At 48.2% G+C, this 20,771-nt stretch carries 23 protein-coding genes; 13 read left to right on the top strand and 10 right to left on the bottom strand.

Going from position 1 to position 20,771, the window contains the following annotated elements; all coding sequences use genetic code 11:
* Positions 1 to 16: 16 nt before the first annotated feature.
* Genes nikB through G3255_RS16020 form a run of 5 tightly spaced genes read left to right on the top strand, consistent with a single transcriptional unit; the run spans position 17 to position 4,114 of the window.
* Positions 17 to 961 (top strand): nickel ABC transporter permease subunit NikB, encoded by a 945-nt coding sequence (gene nikB, locus G3255_RS16040; protein ID WP_211655389.1) that lies wholly within the window; start codon positions 17 to 19, stop codon positions 959 to 961.
* Positions 958 to 1,791 carry a nickel ABC transporter permease subunit NikC gene (gene nikC, locus G3255_RS16035; protein WP_442757082.1) on the top strand — a complete coding sequence of 278 codons (834 nt, stop codon included), beginning with the start codon at positions 958 to 960 and terminating at the stop codon, positions 1,789 to 1,791. The genes nikB and nikC overlap by 4 nt, the downstream gene beginning before the upstream one ends.
* A 13-nt stretch (positions 1,792 to 1,804) precedes the next feature.
* The gene (nikD, locus tag G3255_RS16030; RefSeq protein WP_211655387.1) at positions 1,805 to 2,632 is read left to right on the top strand and encodes a nickel import ATP-binding protein NikD; all 828 of its coding nucleotides are present in this window, start codon (positions 1,805 to 1,807) and stop codon (positions 2,630 to 2,632) included.
* A 30-nt stretch (positions 2,633 to 2,662) separates the two neighbouring features.
* Positions 2,663 to 3,499 (top strand): nickel import ATP-binding protein NikE, encoded by an 837-nt coding sequence (gene nikE / locus G3255_RS16025; RefSeq protein ID WP_211655386.1) that lies wholly within the window; start codon positions 2,663 to 2,665, stop codon positions 3,497 to 3,499.
* Between the two features lie 51 nt (positions 3,500 to 3,550).
* On the top strand, positions 3,551 to 4,114 hold the full coding sequence (locus G3255_RS16020; protein ID WP_211655385.1) for a GNAT family N-acetyltransferase: 564 nt from the start codon (positions 3,551 to 3,553) through the stop codon (positions 4,112 to 4,114).
* 165 nt (positions 4,115 to 4,279) lie between these two features.
* Here G3255_RS16020 and G3255_RS16015 read toward each other — a convergent pair whose 3' ends face one another.
* Both G3255_RS16015 and G3255_RS20310 read right to left on the bottom strand, forming a co-directional pair.
* Positions 4,280 to 4,867 carry a VC0807 family protein gene (locus G3255_RS16015; protein WP_211655384.1) on the bottom strand — a complete coding sequence of 196 codons (588 nt, stop codon included), beginning with the start codon at positions 4,865 to 4,867 and terminating at the stop codon, positions 4,280 to 4,282.
* Positions 4,864 to 5,610, bottom strand: coding sequence for a MerR family transcriptional regulator (locus G3255_RS20310; RefSeq protein WP_211655383.1), 747 nt, complete (start codon positions 5,608 to 5,610; stop codon positions 4,864 to 4,866). The genes G3255_RS16015 and G3255_RS20310 overlap by 4 nt, the downstream gene beginning before the upstream one ends.
* 419 nt (positions 5,611 to 6,029) lie before the next feature.
* Here G3255_RS20310 and proS point away from each other — a divergent pair, with 419 nt between their 5' ends.
* The gene (gene proS, locus G3255_RS16005; RefSeq protein ID WP_211655382.1) at positions 6,030 to 7,460 is read left to right on the top strand and encodes a proline--tRNA ligase; all 1,431 of its coding nucleotides are present in this window, start codon (positions 6,030 to 6,032) and stop codon (positions 7,458 to 7,460) included.
* 43 nt (positions 7,461 to 7,503) lie between these two features.
* Here the strand turns inward: proS and G3255_RS16000 are convergent, their stop codons facing one another.
* On the bottom strand, positions 7,504 to 8,373 hold the full coding sequence (locus G3255_RS16000; RefSeq protein ID WP_349291450.1) for a cation diffusion facilitator family transporter: 870 nt from the start codon (positions 8,371 to 8,373) through the stop codon (positions 7,504 to 7,506).
* A gap of 209 nt (positions 8,374 to 8,582) precedes the next feature.
* Between G3255_RS16000 and bsh the strand changes: the two genes are divergently transcribed.
* On the top strand, positions 8,583 to 9,557 hold the full coding sequence (bsh, locus tag G3255_RS15995; RefSeq protein ID WP_211655381.1) for a choloylglycine hydrolase: 975 nt from the start codon (positions 8,583 to 8,585) through the stop codon (positions 9,555 to 9,557).
* A gap of 40 nt (positions 9,558 to 9,597) precedes the next feature.
* On the opposite strand, the gene G3255_RS15990 is transcribed toward bsh, so the two are convergent.
* Genes G3255_RS15990 through G3255_RS15980 form a run of 3 tightly spaced genes read right to left on the bottom strand, consistent with a single transcriptional unit; the run spans position 9,598 to position 11,261 of the window.
* On the bottom strand, positions 9,598 to 9,975 hold the full coding sequence (locus G3255_RS15990; RefSeq protein WP_211655380.1) for a hypothetical protein: 378 nt from the start codon (positions 9,973 to 9,975) through the stop codon (positions 9,598 to 9,600).
* Between the two features lie 39 nt (positions 9,976 to 10,014).
* Positions 10,015 to 10,809, bottom strand: coding sequence for an SDR family NAD(P)-dependent oxidoreductase (locus G3255_RS15985; RefSeq protein ID WP_211655379.1), 795 nt, complete (start codon positions 10,807 to 10,809; stop codon positions 10,015 to 10,017).
* Positions 10,806 to 11,261 carry a MarR family winged helix-turn-helix transcriptional regulator gene (locus G3255_RS15980; protein WP_211655378.1) on the bottom strand — a complete coding sequence of 152 codons (456 nt, stop codon included), beginning with the start codon at positions 11,259 to 11,261 and terminating at the stop codon, positions 10,806 to 10,808. Before G3255_RS15980 ends, G3255_RS15985 begins: the two co-directional genes overlap by 4 nt.
* Before the next feature lie 213 nt (positions 11,262 to 11,474).
* Here G3255_RS15980 and G3255_RS15975 point away from each other — a divergent pair, with 213 nt between their 5' ends.
* Positions 11,475 to 12,005 (top strand): 2'-5' RNA ligase family protein, encoded by a 531-nt coding sequence (locus G3255_RS15975; RefSeq protein WP_211655377.1) that lies wholly within the window; start codon positions 11,475 to 11,477, stop codon positions 12,003 to 12,005.
* A 34-nt stretch (positions 12,006 to 12,039) separates the two neighbouring features.
* On the top strand, positions 12,040 to 12,249 hold the full coding sequence (locus G3255_RS15970; protein WP_211655376.1) for a hypothetical protein: 210 nt from the start codon (positions 12,040 to 12,042) through the stop codon (positions 12,247 to 12,249).
* Positions 12,250 to 12,320: 71 nt separating this feature from the next.
* Here the strand turns inward: G3255_RS15970 and G3255_RS15965 are convergent, their stop codons facing one another.
* From G3255_RS15965 to G3255_RS15950, 4 genes are all read right to left on the bottom strand, one after another.
* Positions 12,321 to 12,515, bottom strand: coding sequence for a hypothetical protein (locus G3255_RS15965; protein WP_211655375.1), 195 nt, complete (start codon positions 12,513 to 12,515; stop codon positions 12,321 to 12,323).
* Positions 12,516 to 12,917: 402 nt separating this feature from the next.
* Positions 12,918 to 13,121 carry a helix-turn-helix transcriptional regulator gene (locus G3255_RS15960; RefSeq protein WP_121298983.1) on the bottom strand — a complete coding sequence of 68 codons (204 nt, stop codon included), beginning with the start codon at positions 13,119 to 13,121 and terminating at the stop codon, positions 12,918 to 12,920.
* Positions 13,122 to 13,232: 111 nt separating this feature from the next.
* On the bottom strand, positions 13,233 to 15,182 hold the full coding sequence (locus tag G3255_RS15955) for an FUSC family protein (protein ID WP_211655374.1): 1,950 nt from the start codon (positions 15,180 to 15,182) through the stop codon (positions 13,233 to 13,235).
* A gap of 163 nt (positions 15,183 to 15,345) precedes the next feature.
* The gene (locus G3255_RS15950) at positions 15,346 to 16,395 is read right to left on the bottom strand and encodes a YrzE family protein (protein ID WP_249222145.1); all 1,050 of its coding nucleotides are present in this window, start codon (positions 16,393 to 16,395) and stop codon (positions 15,346 to 15,348) included.
* 346 nt (positions 16,396 to 16,741) lie between these two features.
* Here G3255_RS15950 and G3255_RS15945 point away from each other — a divergent pair, with 346 nt between their 5' ends.
* From G3255_RS15945 to G3255_RS15930, 4 genes are all read left to right on the top strand, one after another.
* Complete coding sequence (locus G3255_RS15945; protein WP_211655373.1) at positions 16,742 to 17,725, top strand: ketoacyl-ACP synthase III; 984 nt, start codon at positions 16,742 to 16,744, stop codon at positions 17,723 to 17,725.
* A 179-nt stretch (positions 17,726 to 17,904) separates the two neighbouring features.
* Complete coding sequence (locus G3255_RS15940) at positions 17,905 to 18,900, top strand: ATP-binding cassette domain-containing protein (RefSeq protein WP_211655372.1); 996 nt, start codon at positions 17,905 to 17,907, stop codon at positions 18,898 to 18,900.
* Positions 18,897 to 19,739: an ABC transporter permease gene (locus tag G3255_RS15935; protein WP_121298974.1), complete on the top strand. Its 843-nt coding sequence runs from the start codon at positions 18,897 to 18,899 to the stop codon at positions 19,737 to 19,739. The genes G3255_RS15940 and G3255_RS15935 overlap by 4 nt, the downstream gene beginning before the upstream one ends.
* 127 nt (positions 19,740 to 19,866) lie before the next feature.
* On the top strand, positions 19,867 to 20,688 hold the full coding sequence (locus G3255_RS15930) for a PP2C family serine/threonine-protein phosphatase (RefSeq protein ID WP_211655371.1): 822 nt from the start codon (positions 19,867 to 19,869) through the stop codon (positions 20,686 to 20,688).
* Positions 20,689 to 20,771: the final 83 nt, after the last annotated feature.

Below are 20,771 nucleotides of genomic sequence, written 5' to 3'. Positions count from 1 at the left end.
ACAGGAGGGCAATCCAATGGTCATCTATCTCATAAAACGGCTTTTTGCGGTTGTTCCAATTATTCTTTTTGCGATTTTCTTGATGTTCGTGTTGGTGCGCTTGTCGCCGGTAGATCCCGCACAAGCGTATCTGGCGGCTTCCAATATTCATCCGACAGAAGAATTGCTGACTGAAAAGCGCCAGGAATTCGGCTTGGACCGGCCGCTGATTGTCCAATATTTTCAGACGGTCGCAGATATCGTGCGGTTTGACTTTGGCAACTCTTACGTAACGAACACGCCGGTATGGCAGGAAATCGCGACGCGGCTGCCGGCAACGCTTCAACTGGCCTTCAGCAGTATTTTAGTCGCTATCATTGTAAGTGTGCCGCTCGGATTTTTATCAGCGGTCTATAAGAACAGCTGGCTGGATCATTTCAGCCGGCTGCTTTCCTATTTAGGCGCATCGATTCCGCAGTTCTGGCTTGGCTATGTATTGATTTTCTTCTTTGCCGTCAAACTGGACTTGTTTCCGGTTGAAGGCCGGGGGACATGGCAACACTTCGTTTTGCCTAGCATTACGCTGTCACTTGCTTTGATCGCCATTTATACACGGCTGTTGCGAGCAAGTGTGCTGGAGGAATTGGAAGAGGCCTATGTTTTATATGGCAGAACGCGCGGCTTAAAGGAAAAAGGCATCATGGTCAAGCACGTATTGAGAATTTCCATCTCTCCGATGCTGACGGGACTTGGGATGAATTTGGGGAAATTGCTCACGGGGACGATTATTGTCGAGCAAGTCTTTTCCTGGCCGGGCTTCGGACGGTTTTTCATCGAAGCTATTTTTAACCGGGACATTCCGGTGATTCAAAGCTATGTTGTACTCGCTGCATGCTTGTTCATCGTCTGCAATTTGATCGTGGATATCATCCAACTGTATTTGGATCCGCGCATTTCACGGGAAGGTAGGACGCAATTTTGATGGCACGTATACGAACTGCATTAAAAGGCAAATGGCCATTCGCGATTTGCTCAGGCATTTTGGTGGTGTTCTTCCTCGTCAGCATCCTGGCGCCGTGGATCGCCCCGAATGATCCGATACAAGTAAACTTGGCACTTAAACTCATGCCGCCATCTCTCGAATATCCGCTCGGCACCGATCAGCTCGGACGCTGCAATTTGTCCCGGTTGTTGTTCGGAGCCCGCGTGTCGCTTGGGTTTGCAACTTTAATTTTTGTGGCATCGCTCGGCATCGGGCTGGTCGTTGGAACTTTGGCAGGCTATCGCGGCGGCTGGATCGATACCTTATTGATGCGCTTTTGCGACGGCGTCATGGCTTTTCCGAATTTGGTATTGGTATTGGGAATCGTCGGCCTTCTTGGGCCGGGGCTATGGCAAGTGGTCGTGGCGTTGATGATGGTGCAGTGGGTGTATTACGCCCGTATGATCCGCGGCATGGTCGTCTCGATGAAAGAACAGAACTTCATTACAGCGGCGCGCATCAGCGGGTCGTCCAATTGGAAAATCATCAGGCGCCATCTCGTACCGAATGTACTGCCGCCGATCATGGTCATGGGCACGCTTGAGATGGGCTGGGCCATTATGGACATTTCAGCCTTATCGTTTCTTGGGCTCGGCATCCAGCCGCCTACACCGGAATGGGGCGCGATGATTCACGAAGGCACCAGCTTTATGAGAAGCAATCTGGAACTGATGCTGTATCCGGGATTGATGATTTTATTCGTGGTCATTTCGTTCAATGTCATTGGTGAATCGTTATCAGAGCAGTTCGGCGTCAAACGGCGCTACTGAAAGGAGAAGACGTATGCATACACAACCGAATGTTCTGCAAGTCGACAACTTGAATATCGCTGCCAAATCCAGCCGAGGGGCTCTTCCGTTGGTGCGGAACGTGAATTTGGAATTAAAACCGGGCAAAGTGCTCGGACTGATTGGGGAAAGCGGAAGCGGCAAGACGGTCACTTCCATGGCTTTGATGCAATTATTGGACCAGCGGGCAATGCAAGTCCAAGGAAGCATCCAATTGAATGGCCAGGAGCTGAATGGTTTGGCGACGAAAGCGATGCGTACGATTCGCGGCAAGGAAATCGGCTTTATCATGCAAAACCCCATGAACGCTTTTACGCCGGTCTACACAATCGGCAATCAATTTGTCGAAACGATCCGTACACATACAGGGCTTGGAAAAAAACAAGCAGTCGAATTGGCAATCGCTTCACTGGAGAGCATGAATTTAGAAGAACCGGCTAAACTGATGAAAAAATATCCATTTCAATTGAGCGGCGGCATGCTGCAACGGGTCATGATCGCGATCTCCATGTCTTTGCGCCCGGCTGTCGTCATTGCCGATGAACCGACAACCGCACTTGATGTAACCAATCAGCTGCAAGTATTGAAAGAGCTGGACCGGTTGCGGACAGAATGCGGGACAGCGATTCTGCTGATTTCCCATGACTTGGGCGTGATTTCACAACTTGCGGATGAAGTAGCAGTCATGCGACGCGGAGAAATCGTGGAACAAGCGGAAGTGTGCGACTTATTCGATCGTCCGCAGCATGAGTACACCAAGAAATTGCTGCAGGCGAGACCGATGTTTTCAGGCAACGAAGCCTTGAACCGGCTCGTCATCTAACTCATGACTGAAAGAAGGAGGAAGCCATAGATGAGTTTATTGGAAGTTAAGGATATTACCCATTCATACGGCGCCTCCCGCTCTTTCTGGCGCAAGCAGGACGTGAAGCCCGTTCTTTCCGGGATCTCATTATCGATAGAAGAAGGGACGTGCCTGGGACTGCTCGGATCAAGCGGAGCCGGCAAAAGTACGCTCGGAAAAGTTATTCTGGGCCTTGAAAAGCCGCAACAAGGACAAGTGATTTTTCAAGGGCAAGATGTATACGCCATGGATGCCAAAAGCCGCCAGCAAATGCGCAGGAATTTACAAGTGGTGTTCCAAGATAGCTATTCTTCCGTAAATCCGCGCCTGACGGCTGAGAAAATCATTGCAGAACCCTTGGAGAATTACGAAAAGCTGTCCGCCGGCGAGCAGAACCGGGCCATTGCAGATTTATTGGAGCAAGTTGGGCTTAGCAGCAGCGACATGAAAAAATACCCGCGCGAGTTCAGCGGCGGGCAATTGCAGCGCATCAATATTGCAAGAGCCCTTGCGTTGAAGCCGAAGATGATCGTGTTGGACGAATCCGTCAGCAGTTTGGACATGGTGACCCAAACGACCATTTTGAATTTATTGCAGGACTTGAAAACGATGCATGGCCTTTCTTATCTATTTATTACACACGATATCCGCGCTGCCTATTCCATTTCAGACACGATGGCCATCATGGACAAGGGGCAAATTGCAGGAGTGTTTCATGACAAAGACGAGGTGTTTACTTCTCAGCAGCCTGCAGTGAAGAGCCTGGTAGACGCCATGCTTCCTGAACATCCGCGCTACCGCAATGCGGCTGCGCCAAAAGAAGCCAAGAAACTTTTCTCAAGATGAACCCGTAGAAAGGCCTTAGAGAAGTTTTGCACGAATGTAGGGGGATGGATTATGAAGAAAGTGAAATTGGTTGCGCATAAAGACGAATTTTGCGAAGAAATTTTCCGCTTATCCTCGGTGCCGGGGGTAAAAGACGCTTTAGGTTTGCCGGATGGGACACTGGACGATACAATCCGCTTCAGCCGTCTGGTGAGGGAAGAAGAAAAAGCAGGCACACGAATAGCGCGCGTCATTTTAAATGAGCACGCCCAGCTGGTCGGCCTGACGGATTTGATGTTCATCGACCACGCCAAAAAATCTTGCCATATCGGGACCTGGATCGGCCAGGAATACTGGGGGCAAGGGTTTAACGAAGCATCCAAAGTCGAGATATTGAAAATCGCCTTTGAAGAACTGGGATTATCGCGTGTTTTTGCAGGGGCAAGAACGGTGAACATCCGCTCTCAAAAAGCGCAGGAAAAACTGCCTTTTATCAGCCTGAATGTAGAAGGTGAATTTCCGGAAGAGCATCAAGCGCTTGAGAACAAAGAAAAACAGCCATGCATTTTGCATGTTTTTCGGAAAGAAGATTTTGAAGTGTATCTCGCGGATATAGGAAATCTGGACAGGATATAAAAACAGAATGAACACAAAAACACCGGTGGCTGGATTTTCCTCACCGGTTTTTTTTACTTTTATTTTTGATGTTGTGTACCAAGTGCACTTTTTTCGACCTGCAAGCTTTCTTGTGAATTCAATGGCATATCGGGGATGTCAGCCTGCTCGGGTTGGTTGTTAATTTTATGGCCAATAAGAAAAAAATCCTGCGATGCTTAGTCCGTAAAAAAACCAACCGCTTGCCTTTAAGTAAAGCAACATTTCACCATAGCCATCGACACCATATGAGTGGATCAGCCATGCTTTAAACGAGTTTTGAAACAGGCTGGTAAAGAAGAAAAGGCCCGTCAGTAATTGAAACCAAAGGAAGATGGGTTTTTTCGAGAACAGGGCTTTGCTTTTGTTTTTTGGCATCCCTTGCAAGTAAACAAAATCAACTGCAAATTGAAGTGCCAGTGGCTTTTTCAGCATTATGGAAATCAAGTAAACCAGTCCAAAGGCATAACCTAAATACACTTGATTCCAAAGTAGATTTTCAGCGCTTCCAGACAACAAATTCACCATAGTTCCAAGGAATAGCGAAAGCAGAATGGAGAGCCCTGCAATATTAAATTGCCGCTCTTTTGAAAAGCGGTAGATTGTATAGAGAAAGCCTGGAACGGTTGAGAACAGCATGGCATAATAATCTCCTAACGGCTCACGTCCATAGGTCCAGATAAAGTAAGGCAGTGCGACGTAGCAAATCAGGTCGAGCAGAATGAATTTTTTCATATCAAGCTCTCCAATTGCTGGTTGTAATGTTTGATAGCCTGCTCAATAAAGAGAATAACCTCAGGTTCGTAGGAAAAGACCCGTTGGTGCGGTTTTTTCGTCTTATTCAATTCCCACACTTTATTCGCCAGTTTGCTGTTTCCCCGATACATTCTATTGACGAGTTCCAGCCACTCTTTCGCTAGGTCTTGCGCGGCAGAGCTTGCCGGGTCTTGACTTAAATTAGCTCGTACTTTTTGTACAAGCGCCTCCCACTGCGATTCGTCACCGCTTTGCTCTCCAAAAACGGGAAAACTGTCTACAATTTGCTGTTCTTCTTCGGAAAAATATTTGGTCCAGGACTCTCTCAAATGCTGTTTATTTGAAGAGTGGGAAGTATAAGTGGCAAAGATCGTCTCCCACTCCATGTGGGTTTCCATCTCCGCAATATCTATTAAAGCTTCAATGGAACCCTCGATTTTCTTTAACTGATTCAGTTCTTCCTGAATGATTTTTCTACGCATTTTCAAAACGCTCGATAAATCGAATTCGCGCCTAACGAGAAATTGTTGAATGGTAGACAAGTTGAAGCCTAGATCGCGAAGCATTAAGATGTGCTGTAATTTAGCCACTTTATCTTCCGAATAGAAACGTCGTCCTGCTGCATTCTTTTCTGAAGGCAGCAACAAGCCGATTTCATCATAATAGCGTAAAGTTCTTACCGACACCTGGCTGATTTCTGCGAGTTTTCCGATAGTATACACCCTATTTTACCCCTCGTTTTCATTTGTAATTATTTCCATTATACAAGCTGACGTTACGGAAGGTGCAAGTGTTATTTAGAATTTTTTGATTTTAAAGGCCGAAAAAACCTTCAAGTTATTGACAACTTACCTCGATTCAATTAATCTAATAAGAATTTAATTGCTAAACAACTTGTAATTTTAAGGACCAGTAAGCAAGCGGGGCTTTTCAAGAGAGGGGATCGAAAGCTGGAAGATACCCAAAGTGCCTTTGTTGAACCTGCCTTTCAGAATCTGTATTGAAAAATACAGCGGCCGATGCCGTTATCCATTGAGAGCGTAAAGCGTTGCTTTAAAGAAGGGTGGTACCACCTCCAAGGGTCCCTTCATTAGAGCGGCGCTTTTTATTGTTCAAAAATAGAACGAAAGAGGGAAATCCGATGAAAAAACAAATGGTTGAAAAAATCACGGCGATGGATGAAGATTTTGCGCAATGGTATACCGATGTAGTGACTAAAGCGGAACTCGTGGATTATTCGAGTGTTCGGGGATCGATGGTGATCCGTCCTTATGGCTATGCGATTTGGGAAAATATTAAAGATGCACTGGATGGGGAGATTAAACGCACGGGGCACGAAAATGTCTATATGCCGTTATTGATTCCAGAGAGCCTACTTCAAAAAGAGAAAGACCATATCGAGGGATTTGCGCCGGAAGTAGCTTGGGTGACGCATGGAGGAGATGAGAAACTGGCAGAAAGACTATGCATCCGCCCGACTTCCGAAGTGCTGTTCGCAGAGCATTATAAGAACATTGTCCATTCCTATCGGGATTTGCCTAAATTATATAATCAATGGTCGAATGTCGTGCGGTGGGAAAAAACGACACGCCCGTTCTTGAGAACCTTGGAATTTCTCTGGCAGGAAGGACATACATGCCACGAAACGGAAGAAGACGCGCATGAAGAAACGCTCCGGATGCTCGAAGTGTACGCGGATATCTGCGAACGGGTGCTGGCGATTCCAGTGATCAAAGGCCGTAAGACGGAAAAAGAGAAGTTTGCGGGCGCAGATTACACCTATACAATCGAAAGCTTGATGCATGACGGCAAAGCTTTGCAATCTGCGACTTCCCATAACTTGGGCACGGGCTTTGCCAAATCGTTCGGCATCGAATTTCTGGACCGCGAAGGCGCTCTCCAGCCGGTCCACCAAACATCTTGGGGATTCACGACACGCATCATTGGTGCAATGATCATGGTCCATGGTGACGATCAAGGACTGGTCCTGCCACCAGCGATCGCTCCTGTGCAAGTGAGAATCGTACCGATTGCCCAGCATAAAGAAGGTGTACTGGATGCCGCATATGATCTTAAAAACTCGCTGTCATCTGAGGTGCGCGTCGATATTGACGCTAGCGATAAAAAGCCAGGATGGAAGTTCAATGAAACGGAAATGAGGGGCATTCCGCTGCGCCTGGAAATTGGACCGAAAGACATCGAGCAGGAAAAAGTGGTATTGGTCCGCAGAGACACGGGAGAGAAGATAGAAGTGGCAAATAGCCAAATAGAAGCGGAAATAGCTCGCCTGCTGGAAAAAATTCAACATGGGCTTTACGAAAAAGCACTTGCGCACCGTTTGTCGGAAACAAGAACGGTACAGTCGATGGAACACTTCAGCGAGACTTTGAGTGCCCATGGCGGCTTCATCAAAGCGATGTGGTGCGGCAAACGGGAATGCGAAGACGCGATAAAAGAACAGACCCAAGCGACTTCGCGCTGCATTCCGTTCGACTCGCAAGCGGTGTCGGAAACATGTGTATATTGTAGTCAACCAGCGGATGAGCTGGTTTATTGGGCGAAGGCATATTGAGAAATGCTTTAAATAGAAAAAGCCTCGGCAATTGCCAAAGCTTTTAATGTGGCTCCACATGCACATGGACTGCCGAAATATCGTAGCGTTTCATGAGTTTGACTTCCACTTTGGTCGAGATGTCGTGTGCGACGGCAATGTCCAAATCACCCGGCACCAAGACGGTGACATCGACGACGGCCCGGTTGCCGTAGTTTCTGGCGCGGATTTCGCGGACTTCGGTGACGCCTTGCGTATTGAGCGCAGTTTCTTTGAACGACTTGATGAGCTCTTCGTCAAAGCCGTCCGTCAGTTCGTGGGTCGCTTCCCAAAAGATGCCCCAGCCGGTTTTGACGATCAATACACCGACAAGAAGAGCCGCAAGCGGATCGAGCCATGGCAGGTAAAACTGCGCCCCGACAATCCCGACGACCGCGGCGATGCTCACCCAGGCATCGGATAAATTGTCTTTTGCGGCCGCCGCAACAGCTTTGCTATTGATGCGCTCAGCTAGCTTTTTGTTATATCGATATACCAAATACATGACGATAGCAGAAAATCCTGCGGTCCAGGCCGAGAGCAGCCCAGGTGTTTCGCTGGTGCCTTGGAACATTGACACGACGGCTGAGTAGGTGACTTGAAGCCCGACTGCGACGATGATAAACGACGCCACCAAAGAAGCCACGGTCTCTGCTCGCCAATGCCCGTAAGGATGGTTGGCGTCTGCCGGCTTTTGGGATAATTTCAAGCCGATCAAAACTGCCGTTGACGCAACGATGTCGGTGACGTTGTTCAAGCCGTCCGCTTTTAAAGCTTCTGATCCTGCTATATAGCCGATCCATAATTTAATGACTGATAAAATAATATAGGTAGCAATGCTGAGCATCGCGCCCCGCTCGCCTAATTTCAGATTGTCGAATCGTTCTTGTTCCACCTTTAATTCCCCCGTCCTGCAAGTACTTGAGTAGGATACCACCCCGAAATCGAGTGTGTCTACGGCAAAGTTTTTTCAGGATAGCAACTGAAAAGGGGCGAGGAAAGAAAGTTTCGGGAGGGAAAACGGAAGAATATTTAGTCAATGGAACTTTGGGTATAAAGAGAGTAGTAAACAATGCCATAAACTAGAAAGTGGGGCGGACAGTTATGTGCACAGCGATCAGTTTCGAAACGAAAGATCATTATTTTGGCCGCAATCTCGATTTAGATATTTCCTATAATGAGATGGTGACCATCACGCCGCGGAATTTTCATTTTCGTTTCCGTAAAGCCCAGGACATGATGAGTCATTACGCCTTGATTGGCATGGTTACAGTCATTGACCATTATCCGTTATACTATGACGCTACCAATGAAAAAGGCTTGAGCATGGCAGGTCTTAATTTCCCGGGAAATGCTCATTTCCATCGAGAGGATTCGGACAAAGACAATATCGCGCCTTTTGAATTCATTCCGTGGATTCTAGGCCAATGTGAAACGGTCGAGGAAGCAAAAATGTTGTTGTCGAAACTCAATTTGGCGGATATTCCTTTCAGTGAACAGCTCCCAATCGCACCGCTTCACTGGATGATTTCCGACCAGCAGCAGTCGATCGTCGTGGAGTCTGTAAAAGAAGGGCTGAAAGTTTACGATAATCCAGTCGGCGTGCTGGCGAATAATCCCGAATTCGGCTATCATTTGTTCAATTTGAACCAGTATTTATCGGTGACAGCTTCCGCCCCTGAAAATCGCTTTTCGAAACAATTAGACCTCCAGCCATACAGCCTCGGCATGGGCGGCATCGGCTTGCCGGGGGATTTGTCCTCGACTTCGCGTTTTGTAAGAGCCACATTCGCCAAATTCAACTCGGCATCCGGCAGCAGTGAAGCAGACAGTGTCGGACAGTTCTTTCATATCCTGAATTCGGTGGCGCAGCCGAAAGGGCTCAACGCGCTAGAGGACGGGAAGTTCGAATACACTTTGTATTCTTCCTGCTGCAATATGGACAAGGGAATTTATTATTACACGACATATGACAACAGCCAAATCACGGCGGTGGATATGCACGCCGAAGATTTGGACAGCGCACAACTCGTCTCTTACCCGCTCATTTCGAGCCAGCAGTTCCGCTTCGTCAATTAAAAACAGCGCCCGGAAGAATTTCTTCTTCCGGGCGCTGTTTTTAATTGCGGATGTCGAGTATGTCGTTGAAAATCAAGCCTTCACCGTCGATATCGATGATCTTCAGGCGCTTTGTTTCTTTGACAAAAATGCTTTTGAATTCATCTCCGTCTTTATTCAATAGCAATACACGTTCACCTGGATTATCCGAGACGAGTTCTGCTTCCAATGAGTCGCTGCCGATTTCCTCGTCGATCACCGTAAACTCCGGCAAGGATTTCAAATCCTGCAGTTTGGAGTTTTCGGCGGACTCGTTTTGGATGGCGGTAAACGATTGTTCGTTTTCTGAAGCGGCTTCAATGCCGGCGTCTGCTTGTTCTCCGCTGCAGGCAGCGAGGAGAGCGGCAGTGGCCACGAGCGCAATCAGTGGGTTACGCATGTGTTTCAAACCCCTTTCAAATTCGTTTCCAGAAAAGCCTCAACTAGTCATGCTGGTGAAGTCGGGCGCTGTCGGATTGGCGATGTAATGGCCGCCTTCCACTTGAATCGTTTGGCCGGTGATGAATTTGGATTCATCGGAAGCGAGGAACAGCACTGTGTTCCCGATATCGTCCGCTTCGCCGTGATACGGGAGGGCGTTGTATTTCTCGAAAATCGCCAGTACTTTCGGCGATAGGTTATCTTTAGCGGCAGGGGTCAAAATCAAGCCGGGTGCGACGCCGTTGCAGCGGATTTTGTCCTTGCCATATTGGGCGGCGATATAGCGCGTCAAATTGACGACTGCGGCTTTGGATGCCCCGTATGCCGAGCGGATCGCATCTCCTGTGAAGCCGGCCATCGACGCGGTATTGATGATCGAACCGCCGCCCGCTTCGATCATATGGGGAATCGCGAACCGGCTGCCGAGCAACACGCTTTTGACGTTGACATTCATGAGGCGGTCCCATTCGTCCAAATCGATATGGACAACATCCAGGTCTTTTTGGAGGTTGGTGAGGCCGACATTATTGAACAAGATATGAAGGCTTCCGTAATGTTCAACAGTGAAGTCGACCGCGTCTCGAATCGATTGTTCTTTTGCGGCGTCGAGGAAAACGCCCATCGCTTCAAATCCTTGTTTTTGGATAGAAGCTGCGGCTTGCTTGGCGCCTTCTACGTTGTAATCCGCAATGACCACGCTTGCGCCTTCTTGTGCCAGTAATGTAGCGGCGGAAAGCCCGATGCCTGAAGCGCCTCCAGTGACCAATGCAACTTTTCCTTGAACTCGATTCATTTGGATTCCTTCTCTCTGTTTGTTCGTTTTGCTCTCAAGCCGTTTAAGATTTTTTCATTGAGCGCCAAATATTGGGCGATTTCGTCCGTATCCAGCACCTCGAACAGCTCCATATGCTGTTGTTGGCCAAGCGTTTGCGCTTCTTTCAGCACCTTCGTGCCTTCTTCGGTGATGTCCAGCAGTACTTGGCGGCGATCCTGATCGTTCGAACGGCGGACAGCGAGGCCCATTTTCACCAGCTTGCCGGCGATATTGGTCATCGCGCCTCCAGTAAACCCGAGCAGTTCCGCGAGCTTCATCTGGTTTTGTGCGCCGTTTCGCTCGAGTTCGCCGAGCACGAGAATAGGGGAGACCCCGACATTATGCGGAAAGGCATCATTCCACACGATGATGGATTCATTTGTCACGGCTTCGACAGTGTGAATCAATTTAAAAAGGTTGTTGGTATCCATAACTTTACACTCCTGTTTAATCAAAGGATTGGATTTCATATAAATATACTTTAACACTAAACTATTTAATGTTAAATAATTAAGCTTGTGGAACAAGAGGCTCTTATTTTCATAGAAGAGAAGGAATGAAGCTAGATTTATGGGAATTAATGTTAATATAAAAAGAAAGAAATTCACGTTAATCCAAAGAGATTTGTAAAAGGAGAAATGGAGATGCAGTATTTTATCGGAATTTCACCACCTGCAGACTATACAAACCAACTGAGCCAATTCAGGAAGCAGTGGCCGGATAACCGGATTGATAAAATAGTTGAACCGCATATTACCTTAAAGGCACAAGGGGGCTTAACACCTGATGAGAGCTGGCTTGAAAATGTGCGGAAAGCGTGCGAGAAAACGAATCGTTTTGAAGCAACTGTTGGCGGAACGGCGTTTTTCGGGGAAGAAATTCTGTATTTACAGGTTGAATCGCAGGGGCTGAAAAAACTGCACGAACGGCTTGTTGCGGTAGTTGAACCAACGGATGAAATGATCGCGCAGTATTTCGAACTTGATCAATTCGTTCCCCATCTGACTCTGGCAAAAACGAGTTACGGGTTGTCGGTACAACAGTTAAAAGCGATGGCGCAGCATGCCAGTGAGGAGCTGGACACTTGCCGGTTTGAGGTTGATTTTATACGGGTCTATCAGGAAAGCGGCACTGGCGTTTATCGGAAACACACGGACATTCCATTAGGTATATAAAAAGTTAAACTGAGGATAGGAGTATGAAGCCAATATGTTCAAATCATATGTCGCGGCAATTGAAAAGTACCGAGGCTTCATCATCGCCTTCAACTGTTTGATTGTCCTTATTAGTTCATGGGGAGATAATTGGGTGCTGACGTGGATCATGGCGGCAGGTGTCATGATTTGCCCATTGACCGGCATCTCGGATTTAAAGCAGGCTCGTGCACGGCAACGTGAGAGGTTAAACGATATGCAATGATGAAAAGTCCCGCTGCAAAAAAGCAGCGGGACTTTATATACATTCGATTGGACAATTTATAATTGGCTTATTCAATCAACCTGTTTTTCCATCGCGTATATCCCTAATAAAAGAACTACGATAAAGGTATTCGTGATTAATGCCCACAAAGTCAACGGTGCTGCTATTTCATTGTCAGCGTTCATGAATAAATAAACTCCTAATGAAATGCTGCATAGCGCTGCGATAGCCAGGGTGATTTTTAACAATATAATAACTTTCTTCATCAATAGCGCCTCGCAAGGAAAACCCATGAGGTAAACAAGGTGCTGATCATCAATGCGGTTAAAAGAGTAATAGCGTCACTGGCGGTTAATTGGATGATGTTAAACTCAAGCAATGAATTAAGGGCGAAAGAATAGAATAAAAAAGCAAGAAATGAAAAGAACATGCCTTTTTGGCGGATCAACTGCATGCGTTCATCCTTTTGGACAAATTGTGGATATAGGTAACTTAAACAAAAAGCCATGATAGACATCGAGAGAATGATGTAAGTGTCTGGTAGGGGAGCACTATTGTTCATGATTGCTGCGAGGAGCAAAAATCCTGCCATCAAGAAAAATAATGAGCCTAGAGCTGAAAATGCGATGCGGTAATTAATAAGAATTCCTCCTTACTGATTAAACAATTTAATCTGATTCGTCTTCCAAGAAGAAAATGTTCTCGATGTGGGTGCCGAAAATCTTGCCCATCTGCAAGGCGAGGGGAAGAGACGGATTATAGCGCCCTTTTTCGATTGAAATGATCGTCTGTCTCGAAACGTCCAGCTTTTTAGCGAGCTGGTCTTGTGAATAACCGTGTGTCTCCCGCAATTCCTTTAATTTATTATCCACTCTATCACGTCCTCGTAGTTATAATTCTATGTTACGTGTAAAGTCTGCTTTACGTCAAGCGAACTTTACACATCATTCCTCGAAGTTTACATGCGCAAAAAAAGACGAAGCCTATTCCAAGGCTTCGTCTTTTTCGTGTAATTCGATTTTGCGTGTGCTCATTCGAACCGTTTCCTGCAAAGCGGCGAGTTCCTGTTCGATTTCAGGGAATCCCGGGATTTCCGGAATCACGTGTTCCGCAAATGGCCAATTGCCTTCCAACGCATTCGCCATCATTTCGAAAAACAAATGGAGCTGTCCGAGCTGAACGGGAGATAAGGCAAGCCGGTCTTTTTGCGCTGCATTTTCGAGCAGGAAGGCGAGCTGTTCGGAAGCGAAAAATACCTGCTGCAAGAGAGCGAGGTTTGGTGGCCGCTGCGGCAATTCACCTTGCGCTGTGTCGAGTACCAACTTCAAATTGCTTAGGTTGGTACGCATTTTCTTTTGTTCGATCGGTTGTGCCTCGATGTCTGGGCTATAGGGTGAAAACAGCAGGCTCATGAAGCGCTGCTGGCTTCGCAAAGTTTTGGACATGAGCGGAGGAAGCAGCGTTGACGCACGGCGCCGGCCGATCAGCATAACCCCGATTAGCCCAATCGCGGAACCAATCAGCACATCGACAATGCGCGCGGAAGCGAAATAGGAAAGGTCTCCGATCTGCGATGTGCTTTCCGCGATCATCAATGCGTTCGGCGTGATGAAGAATGCCGCAACGGCATAGTTCAGCACAATCGCAAGCTCCGTGAGCGCCGTCAATGCAAAAATCATCAACGCAATGAACAACCCATCCGGTTGGAAGGACAGAATGACAGCGGCGACTACAATGCCGACAATGGTGCCAGCCGACCGCTGAAGCGAGCGGTTGAACGTCGACAGGATTGTGGCGCCGGACATGACCGCGGCAGCCGACAATGGCACCCAATACGACGGGTCGATCGGCAAGAAGTGGGCGACGAATGCCGCAAACGCCAAGACGACACCGAAGCGGATGGCGGCGAAAAATACCATGGAATGTTTATTGAAAGCATTGGCAAAGACGGCCTTGAACGGTTCCGCTTTCAGTTCTGTATCACGCGTTCGTTTATCGCGCTGGCCTGTAAGGATATCATATGCTTTTCGAGTGCTTTCGGTTAAGGCATCTCCTGTTTCCGTCTGCAGGCGCGGTGCCGCGGCAAAGGATTTTTTGCCGGACGCTTCGACTGATGAAGCGATGAGCCGCAAATTCTCCACGGTTTCTTTCGATACGGCTAAATAGCGGTCGCCGCGTTTGATGATTTCGGCATAAACCGATGTTGCTTGCGCATGCAATAAGGTCAACTGGACGAGCCGGTTCGAGCGCGTCCATTTAGCGCTTGCATTGCTGAGAGCCGTTTCGGCGGATTTCAAGGCGGACCAGGCATGTTGGCGGACTTCATAGAATTCAGCGGACCCGGCTGATTCAGCCAAAGCGGTGAGCGCCATGTATCCCTGTTTCACAGCCTTTGCTTCTGCGGCGTGCGGCTTGAAGGGATAAGCCCACATCGCCATCAGCCAGGACAGCATGCCGCCGAGGAACACGAGAAAGCCATGCAAAAGGAACAGCGCCGGAGTGTCTGTCATATTGTTATTAATCAAAAACACCAGAACGAAAAAAATCGCGGTCGGCCCTGTGAACTGATAGGCGCCGAAAATGAATACCGCCAATGCCCCGATAATGCCGACTGCGGCTGCGGCGAGCAAGGGCTGCTCGGACAGCAGGACGCCAAGGCCCGCAGAAAACGCCAAGCCGAGCGCGGCGAAAAAGATTTTTTTCGAGCGCAGCGCGTACGGTTCGTTGAACATATAAAGAAATGCCAGACCTCCGAGGCCTGCGATCAACCCATATTGCAACTGGCCCAATAAGACCCCGATCAGTACAGGAAGCCCGGAGCTGATGCCGGCAGCCAATGCTTTAGCCCAAGGGAGGGAGCGTTGGTTGATGGCGAAAGCCTGCTTTAGGAGCCTGCGGAATTCACCATTCTTTGCGATTCGGTTTCGTTTCATTCCAGCGCCTCCTAACGAATAAATTCTCTTACGCCTATTATTTCACAGATCGATTTTGAAGGGCGAGTCCCAGCTGTTCGTTTGCCAAGATTTCACAGCCAGTACAGGAATTGAGCCGTAAAAAAACCCTTCCGCATTCATGCGGAAGGGGGGAATTAAAGGTTTATTTATTCACAGTGCGTTCTTTGCGGACAAAGCTAGATCCGAAAATTCCTGCTAGGGAAGTGACAACCATCGTTAACAACAGTGCGACAAATCCCCAAATGGAAATAGTGGAAGCAGTTTGAGTTGCTTCTTCTGTAGACTGGCGTACATCAGCAATCGTGCTTTCCAATTCCTGAGAAGCGTCTTCCAAGGCAACTTGTGCATCTTCAATCTGCTGGCTGGCTTCAGTCGTAGCTTGGTTTAAGCCATCCACGATATTATTGGTTGCTTCTTCAGCTTCTGCCCCGGTCAACTCGGTGTTGGCGGCAACAGCTTCTGAGATAGCTTCTTCATCGACAGATTCTTGGATTTCTTCGGCTCTGGCCGTCAAGGAATCACCTAAGTCTTGAAGAATGGCATCTGAGTTTTCAGGGTTTACAGCTAATTCTTTTCCTGCATCGAGCACTTCATTGCGGCTCTCTTCCAATTCGCCTTCCAAATAGCCCGGCTGCAATTCCGAAATATCCGTATCGGTAAGAATCTCTTCAACATTTCCTTCCAGTTCGGCAGTATCGACGCCTGAGAAGTTTTCGGTTACGTTGTCGAATGTGCTTTGGATGGCGTCACCGGCAGTGGACGCGACAGATCCAGCCCCCTGGCCGACTGCGCTTCCCACATTCCCGAAAATGGAACCAACTGTCTGGAATGTGTTGATCGTGGTGAACGTCAATAGAACAAATAAGATGATGACGCTAGTTGCCCATGTCAAGAATCCATGGACCAACCCAGCGCGTGCTGCGGTAATCCCAGCGACAAATCCGGCTGCCAATAACGAAATCAGCAGTGTCAAAACACCCCAAATGGCTAATCCGGTTCCGACACCGGCAAATGGGTCATTTGAAGTAGCGTCTGTCACCCCAAGGCCAATGGCAGTACCAATCAAACTGAACATAATTAAGAATGCGATAAACGTCACGACTCCAGCAAAAATGGAGCTCCAGGAAATGTTGCGGCCTGCATCGTCCGTTTCAGGGGCAAGATACGATCTAAAATTTCTGCGAGTTTTCATAATTCATCTCCAAATCTATTTTTATTCTTACAGTAAATCCCTTTTACCAGTTTTCTCCTTTCATGAATTTATTATTTACAATTTAATATTTTTTGAAACATCTCGAAACTAGTATATTACTTACTTGTTTACGGAGAGGGGCTGTATTTCAGTATGAATGCTGTCATGACAGGAGGTTATTAGCCAGTTTATATATTCTTATTACCTACTTCGGCTGAGTCTTATGGATTGTAATAAAGAAAAAATACTATACAGACGAAAGTATTTGTCTATTCATCTAAATTATTGGTACCTAATACTAATGTTAGGTGCTAAAATGAGGTGAGTAAGCTAAAGGGGTGTATGAATGAGCAGATCAGCAGCACGAATTACAGCCATCGGATCGTATGTACCCGAAAAGAGGCTGACGAATTTGGACCTGGAACAATTGGTTGAAACAAATGACGAGTGGATCCTCCAGCGCACCGGCATCAGAGAGCGCCGCATTGCGGGAGAACACGAATTTACGAGTGATATAAGCACAAAAGCAGTACAAGATTTGGCAGAGCGTTACGGAAAATCGTTCGAGGATGTCGATTTGATCATTGCCTGCACGATGACGCCTGACTTCAAAACGCCAAGCGTGGCTGCAATGGTCCAGGCAAAACTGAACATCCCGAACGCAGGAACGATCGATTTGAACGCGGCTTGCGCAGGCTTCTCTTACGGCCTGCAGATGGCGAACGGCTTGATCACCTCCGGATTGCACAAGAAAATCCTGGTCATCGGCGCGGAAACGTTCTCGAAGATCCTCGATTACACCGACCGCTCGACGTGCATCCTGTTCGGCGATGGCGGCGGGGCGGTGCTGGTCGAACACGACGCAGACAACCCGAGCTTTATCGAATCGCATATGGGAACGAACGGCGCATTGGCGAACAACCTGTATTGCACAGACCTGGCAGGCGAAATGTTTGGCGAAGATTTGGCTGCCCGCAATGTCGTCTGGCAAAATGGCCGTGAAGTATACAAATGGGCGGTCAATACAGTGCCAAAAGGTGTCAACGCCTTAATGGACAAAGCGGGCGTCTCTCCATCCGATGTCGATTGGTTCGTGCCGCATAGTGCCAATCTGCGGATCATCGAGTCGATTTGCACGAGAAGCGGGCTGTCGCTCGACAAGACGGTGTATTCACTTGAGTATTACGGCAACACATCTGCCGGCTCGATTCCGCTATCGCTTGCCGAAGGCGTGAAAGACGGCCGCATCAAAGCCGGTGATCAATTGCTGCTGTACGGATTCGGTGGCGGCTTGACCCATGCCGGCATGCTGGTGAAATGGTCGATTTAATAGTTGTATTTTTAAACTCCTGCCAGGATGCAGGAGTTTTTCTTATGGAAGAAAATAATAGTGGATTAATGGGAACATTTGTTCTATAATGAAACAAAAAGAGTGAATATTCCGCCAATCGGTTTATAATAAAAGCCATAATCATGTGAATGTACCCTTAAAAGAAAAAGGTGAGGAGCATGGAAACAAGAGGTGTGGAACGGCAGGCGAACGGATTGGCTGTAGAAGCGGCGGGACTGGTGAAAATATACGGGAAAGAACGAGCGGTAGACGGCGTGGATTTGGTTATTCCAAGAGGGACGGTATACGGATTTTTAGGACCGAACGGGGCGGGGAAAACGACGACAATCCGCATGCTGGCGACATTGATCCAGCCGGACGGCGGTAGCGCGACCATTTTCGGGCACGATTTAAAGACGGAAAGCGCGGCCATCAAAAGCCGCATCAGTTTAACAGGCCAATATGCATCGATTGATGAAGACTTGACCGGAATTGAAAACTTGGTGCTGATTTCCAGGCTGATGGGTTATACGGTCAAGGAAGCAAAGTTGCGTGCGGCGGAATTGCTGTCGGCATTCGGTCTGGAGAACGCAGCCAAACGGCAAGTGAAAAAGTATTCTGGCGGCATGAGGCGGCGCATCGATATCGCCGCGAGCATCGTCGTGACGCCGGATCTATTGTTTCTCGATGAGCCAACGACTGGCCTCGACCCGCGCAGCCGCAACCAAGTGTGGGAGATTGTGCGCGCGCTCGTTCAAACAGGAACGACCGTGCTGTTGACGACACAGAATTTGGAGGAAGCGGACCAGCTGGCAGACCGCATTGCGGTCATCAATCACGGCAAAATCATTGCAGAAGGCACGAGCAGTGAATTGAAAGCGTCAGTCGGAACCGGCACATTGAATGTGCAATTGCTGGATGCAGCAGACCAACCGCAAGCAACAGCCATTCTTGAACGCAAGCTAGGTGTCCCGGTTCACACCTCTACAGATGGCGTAACCTTAAGCGCGCAGGCGAAAGATTCCTCAATCGTCGCAGAAGCGCTCGGGGAATTGGGTAAAGAAAAAATTGCCATCAGCGATTTTTCGCTCGGGCGGCCGAGCTTGGATGAAGTGTTTTTGACATTGACCGGACAATCCGCCAGCGACCAACCGACTGAGGAGGAGAACTCATGAGCGTTCAAATCGAACACGACAAAACGGCTTATGAAGAAGTGCACCCGCTGAACGCTGTTGCGGGCGGTAAGCGGCCGGATCCGCCGAGTGCAATGGCGTCCACAATGGCGTTTGCCCATCGTGCGCTATTGCGGATCAAGCATGTGCCGGAGCAGATGTTTGACGTAACGGTATTTCCGATCATCTTTCTATTGATGTTCACGTATTTGTTCGGCGGTGCGATCGCCGGGTCAACAGGCGAATATTTGCAGTTTCTTTTGCCCGGCATTTTGGTCATGACCGTTTCGCAGATTACAATGTACACCGGCATCGACTTGAACAATGATATTCGAAAAGGCATATTCGACCGCTTCCGGACCTTGCCGATTTGGCTGCCGTCCGCTTTGGTCGGCGCATTGCTCGTTGACGTCATCCGCTATTCGCTGGCGTCGGCCATTATGATCGGTCTCGGGCTAATTCTCGGATTTCGCCCGGAAGGCGGAGCGCTGGGGGTAGTAGGTGCGGTCTTGGTCATCCTATTGTTTTCGTTCAGCTTTTCGTGGATCTGGACCGCTGCCGGCATCATCATGCGTTCCGAAAAATCCTTGATGATGGTCAGTTTTTTGGTGGTGTTCCCTCTCACCTTTGTGAGCAATGTGTTCGTCGATCCGTCGACTTTGCCGTCTTGGCTGCAAGGATTCGTCAACATCAACCCGATTTCCATCCTCGCAACAGCCGTTCGTGGGTTGATGCACGGCAACGGGACTTGGGAGCAAATTGGCTGGGTGGTCGTCGTATCCGCGATTTTCGTGGTGATTTTTGCACCGCTGACGATGTATCTGTACCGGAGAAAAGAATAGCGCATCATCTTAAACGAAGGGTCTGCATGAGCAGATTCTTCGTTTTTTTATGCAGACAAAGAGCTGCTTCAAGTATACTGGACAAATATTATAAATTACTTTAATACGTAACAGGAGGTATATACATATGAAAACTAGCAAGGATCCAACAAGCTTCAGCTGGGTAGGAAGCGAGCAGTCTTTTGTCGACCAGCTGGACATTCAGCAAACTGGCCCTGTGACGGTAGGGCGGTTCGGCGGCAATTCAACTGCCGGTCAAACGAAAAATGAAGACGGCTGCATGGTGTGGTTGAACGCAGCGGAAGACTGGGAATTCACCGTGTTACTGGACGCCCATCAAACAGCCGAAAGCGCAAAGCTCGTTATAGCGGAAATCAGCCGCTTGGAACCTTCGATCAATGGAGCTTTGAAATTTCCAATCAAACAAGCATTCAGCCAGCTGTCGGAGATTTTGCTGGCAAGCTTTGACAGCGAACGCTTTAAAGCAGCGTGCAGCGAAGTGCAAGGCGAAACCGCTGTCTTATGCACAGCAAGAAAAGGCAAATTCCTTTGGTGGCTATCTGTCGGCGACTGCCTATTGTACTTGTTTCATCCTGAACTCGAAGCGCTCGGCGAGATGCAGCAGAATCATCGGAGCTTCTATGAATGGATCGGCAAAGCAAATACATTCGAGTTGCCGGTGCCTTGCTTTAGTACAGGAGCGAAAGAATTAAGAAAAGGCGTCAATCACATTTTGCTGACGACTGACGGGCTGGTGGAATGCCCCAATACCGATTTTTCAAATCCGCTGGAAGTGGCCAAACGTTTTGAAATGGCTTCAAATATAGAGGGTGTACAAGCGTTGCTGCAAGAAATCAAAGAAAAAGAGGTCCGTGACAGCACCACCATCTTGTCTTGGATGATAGAAGTGGAAAGTGAAGCGACACGCCCTGGGGATGAGCCGCAATAAGTTTCGCTGTCCTATTTTTATTTGCAAAAGGGATTTTAAGGAAAAAGAAGAATGAGTATAAAGATGCGTAAATAAGGCAGTGG

Source organism: Planococcus sp. MSAK28401 (assembly GCF_018283455.1).
In the GTDB taxonomy this organism is placed as follows: domain Bacteria; phylum Bacillota; class Bacilli; order Bacillales_A; family Planococcaceae; genus Planococcus; species Planococcus alpniumensis.
Note: the sequence above shows the minus strand (reverse complement) of the source record. Positions and strands in the feature narration are given on the sequence as shown.

Excerpts from the sequence above, each read along its gene's own strand:
- nikB (WP_211655389.1), top strand. The coding sequence starts at position 17 with ATGGTCATCTATCTCATAAAACGGCTTTTTGCGGTTGTTCCAATTATT.
- nikD (WP_211655387.1), top strand. The coding sequence starts at position 1,805 with ATGCATACACAACCGAATGTTCTGCAAGTCGACAACTTGAATATCGCT.
- nikE (WP_211655386.1), top strand. The coding sequence starts at position 2,663 with ATGAGTTTATTGGAAGTTAAGGATATTACCCATTCATACGGCGCCTCC.
- G3255_RS16020 (WP_211655385.1), top strand. The coding sequence starts at position 3,551 with ATGAAGAAAGTGAAATTGGTTGCGCATAAAGACGAATTTTGCGAAGAA.
- G3255_RS16015 (WP_211655384.1), bottom strand. The coding sequence starts at position 4,867 with ATGAAAAAATTCATTCTGCTCGACCTGATTTGCTACGTCGCACTGCCT.
- proS (WP_211655382.1), top strand. The coding sequence starts at position 6,030 with ATGAAAAAACAAATGGTTGAAAAAATCACGGCGATGGATGAAGATTTT.
- bsh (WP_211655381.1), top strand. The coding sequence starts at position 8,583 with ATGTGCACAGCGATCAGTTTCGAAACGAAAGATCATTATTTTGGCCGC.
- G3255_RS15990 (WP_211655380.1), bottom strand. The coding sequence starts at position 9,975 with ATGCGTAACCCACTGATTGCGCTCGTGGCCACTGCCGCTCTCCTCGCT.
- G3255_RS15985 (WP_211655379.1), bottom strand. The coding sequence starts at position 10,809 with ATGAATCGAGTTCAAGGAAAAGTTGCATTGGTCACTGGAGGCGCTTCA.
- G3255_RS15980 (WP_211655378.1), bottom strand. The coding sequence starts at position 11,261 with ATGGATACCAACAACCTTTTTAAATTGATTCACACTGTCGAAGCCGTG.
- G3255_RS15975 (WP_211655377.1), top strand. The coding sequence starts at position 11,475 with ATGCAGTATTTTATCGGAATTTCACCACCTGCAGACTATACAAACCAA.
- G3255_RS15970 (WP_211655376.1), top strand. The coding sequence starts at position 12,040 with ATGTTCAAATCATATGTCGCGGCAATTGAAAAGTACCGAGGCTTCATC.
- G3255_RS15965 (WP_211655375.1), bottom strand. The coding sequence starts at position 12,515 with ATGAAGAAAGTTATTATATTGTTAAAAATCACCCTGGCTATCGCAGCG.
- G3255_RS15955 (WP_211655374.1), bottom strand. The coding sequence starts at position 15,182 with ATGAAACGAAACCGAATCGCAAAGAATGGTGAATTCCGCAGGCTCCTA.
- G3255_RS15950 (WP_249222145.1), bottom strand. The coding sequence starts at position 16,395 with ATGAAAACTCGCAGAAATTTTAGATCGTATCTTGCCCCTGAAACGGAC.
- G3255_RS15945 (WP_211655373.1), top strand. The coding sequence starts at position 16,742 with ATGAGCAGATCAGCAGCACGAATTACAGCCATCGGATCGTATGTACCC.
- G3255_RS15940 (WP_211655372.1), top strand. The coding sequence starts at position 17,905 with ATGGAAACAAGAGGTGTGGAACGGCAGGCGAACGGATTGGCTGTAGAA.
- G3255_RS15935 (WP_121298974.1), top strand. The coding sequence starts at position 18,897 with ATGAGCGTTCAAATCGAACACGACAAAACGGCTTATGAAGAAGTGCAC.
- G3255_RS15930 (WP_211655371.1), top strand. The coding sequence starts at position 19,867 with ATGAAAACTAGCAAGGATCCAACAAGCTTCAGCTGGGTAGGAAGCGAG.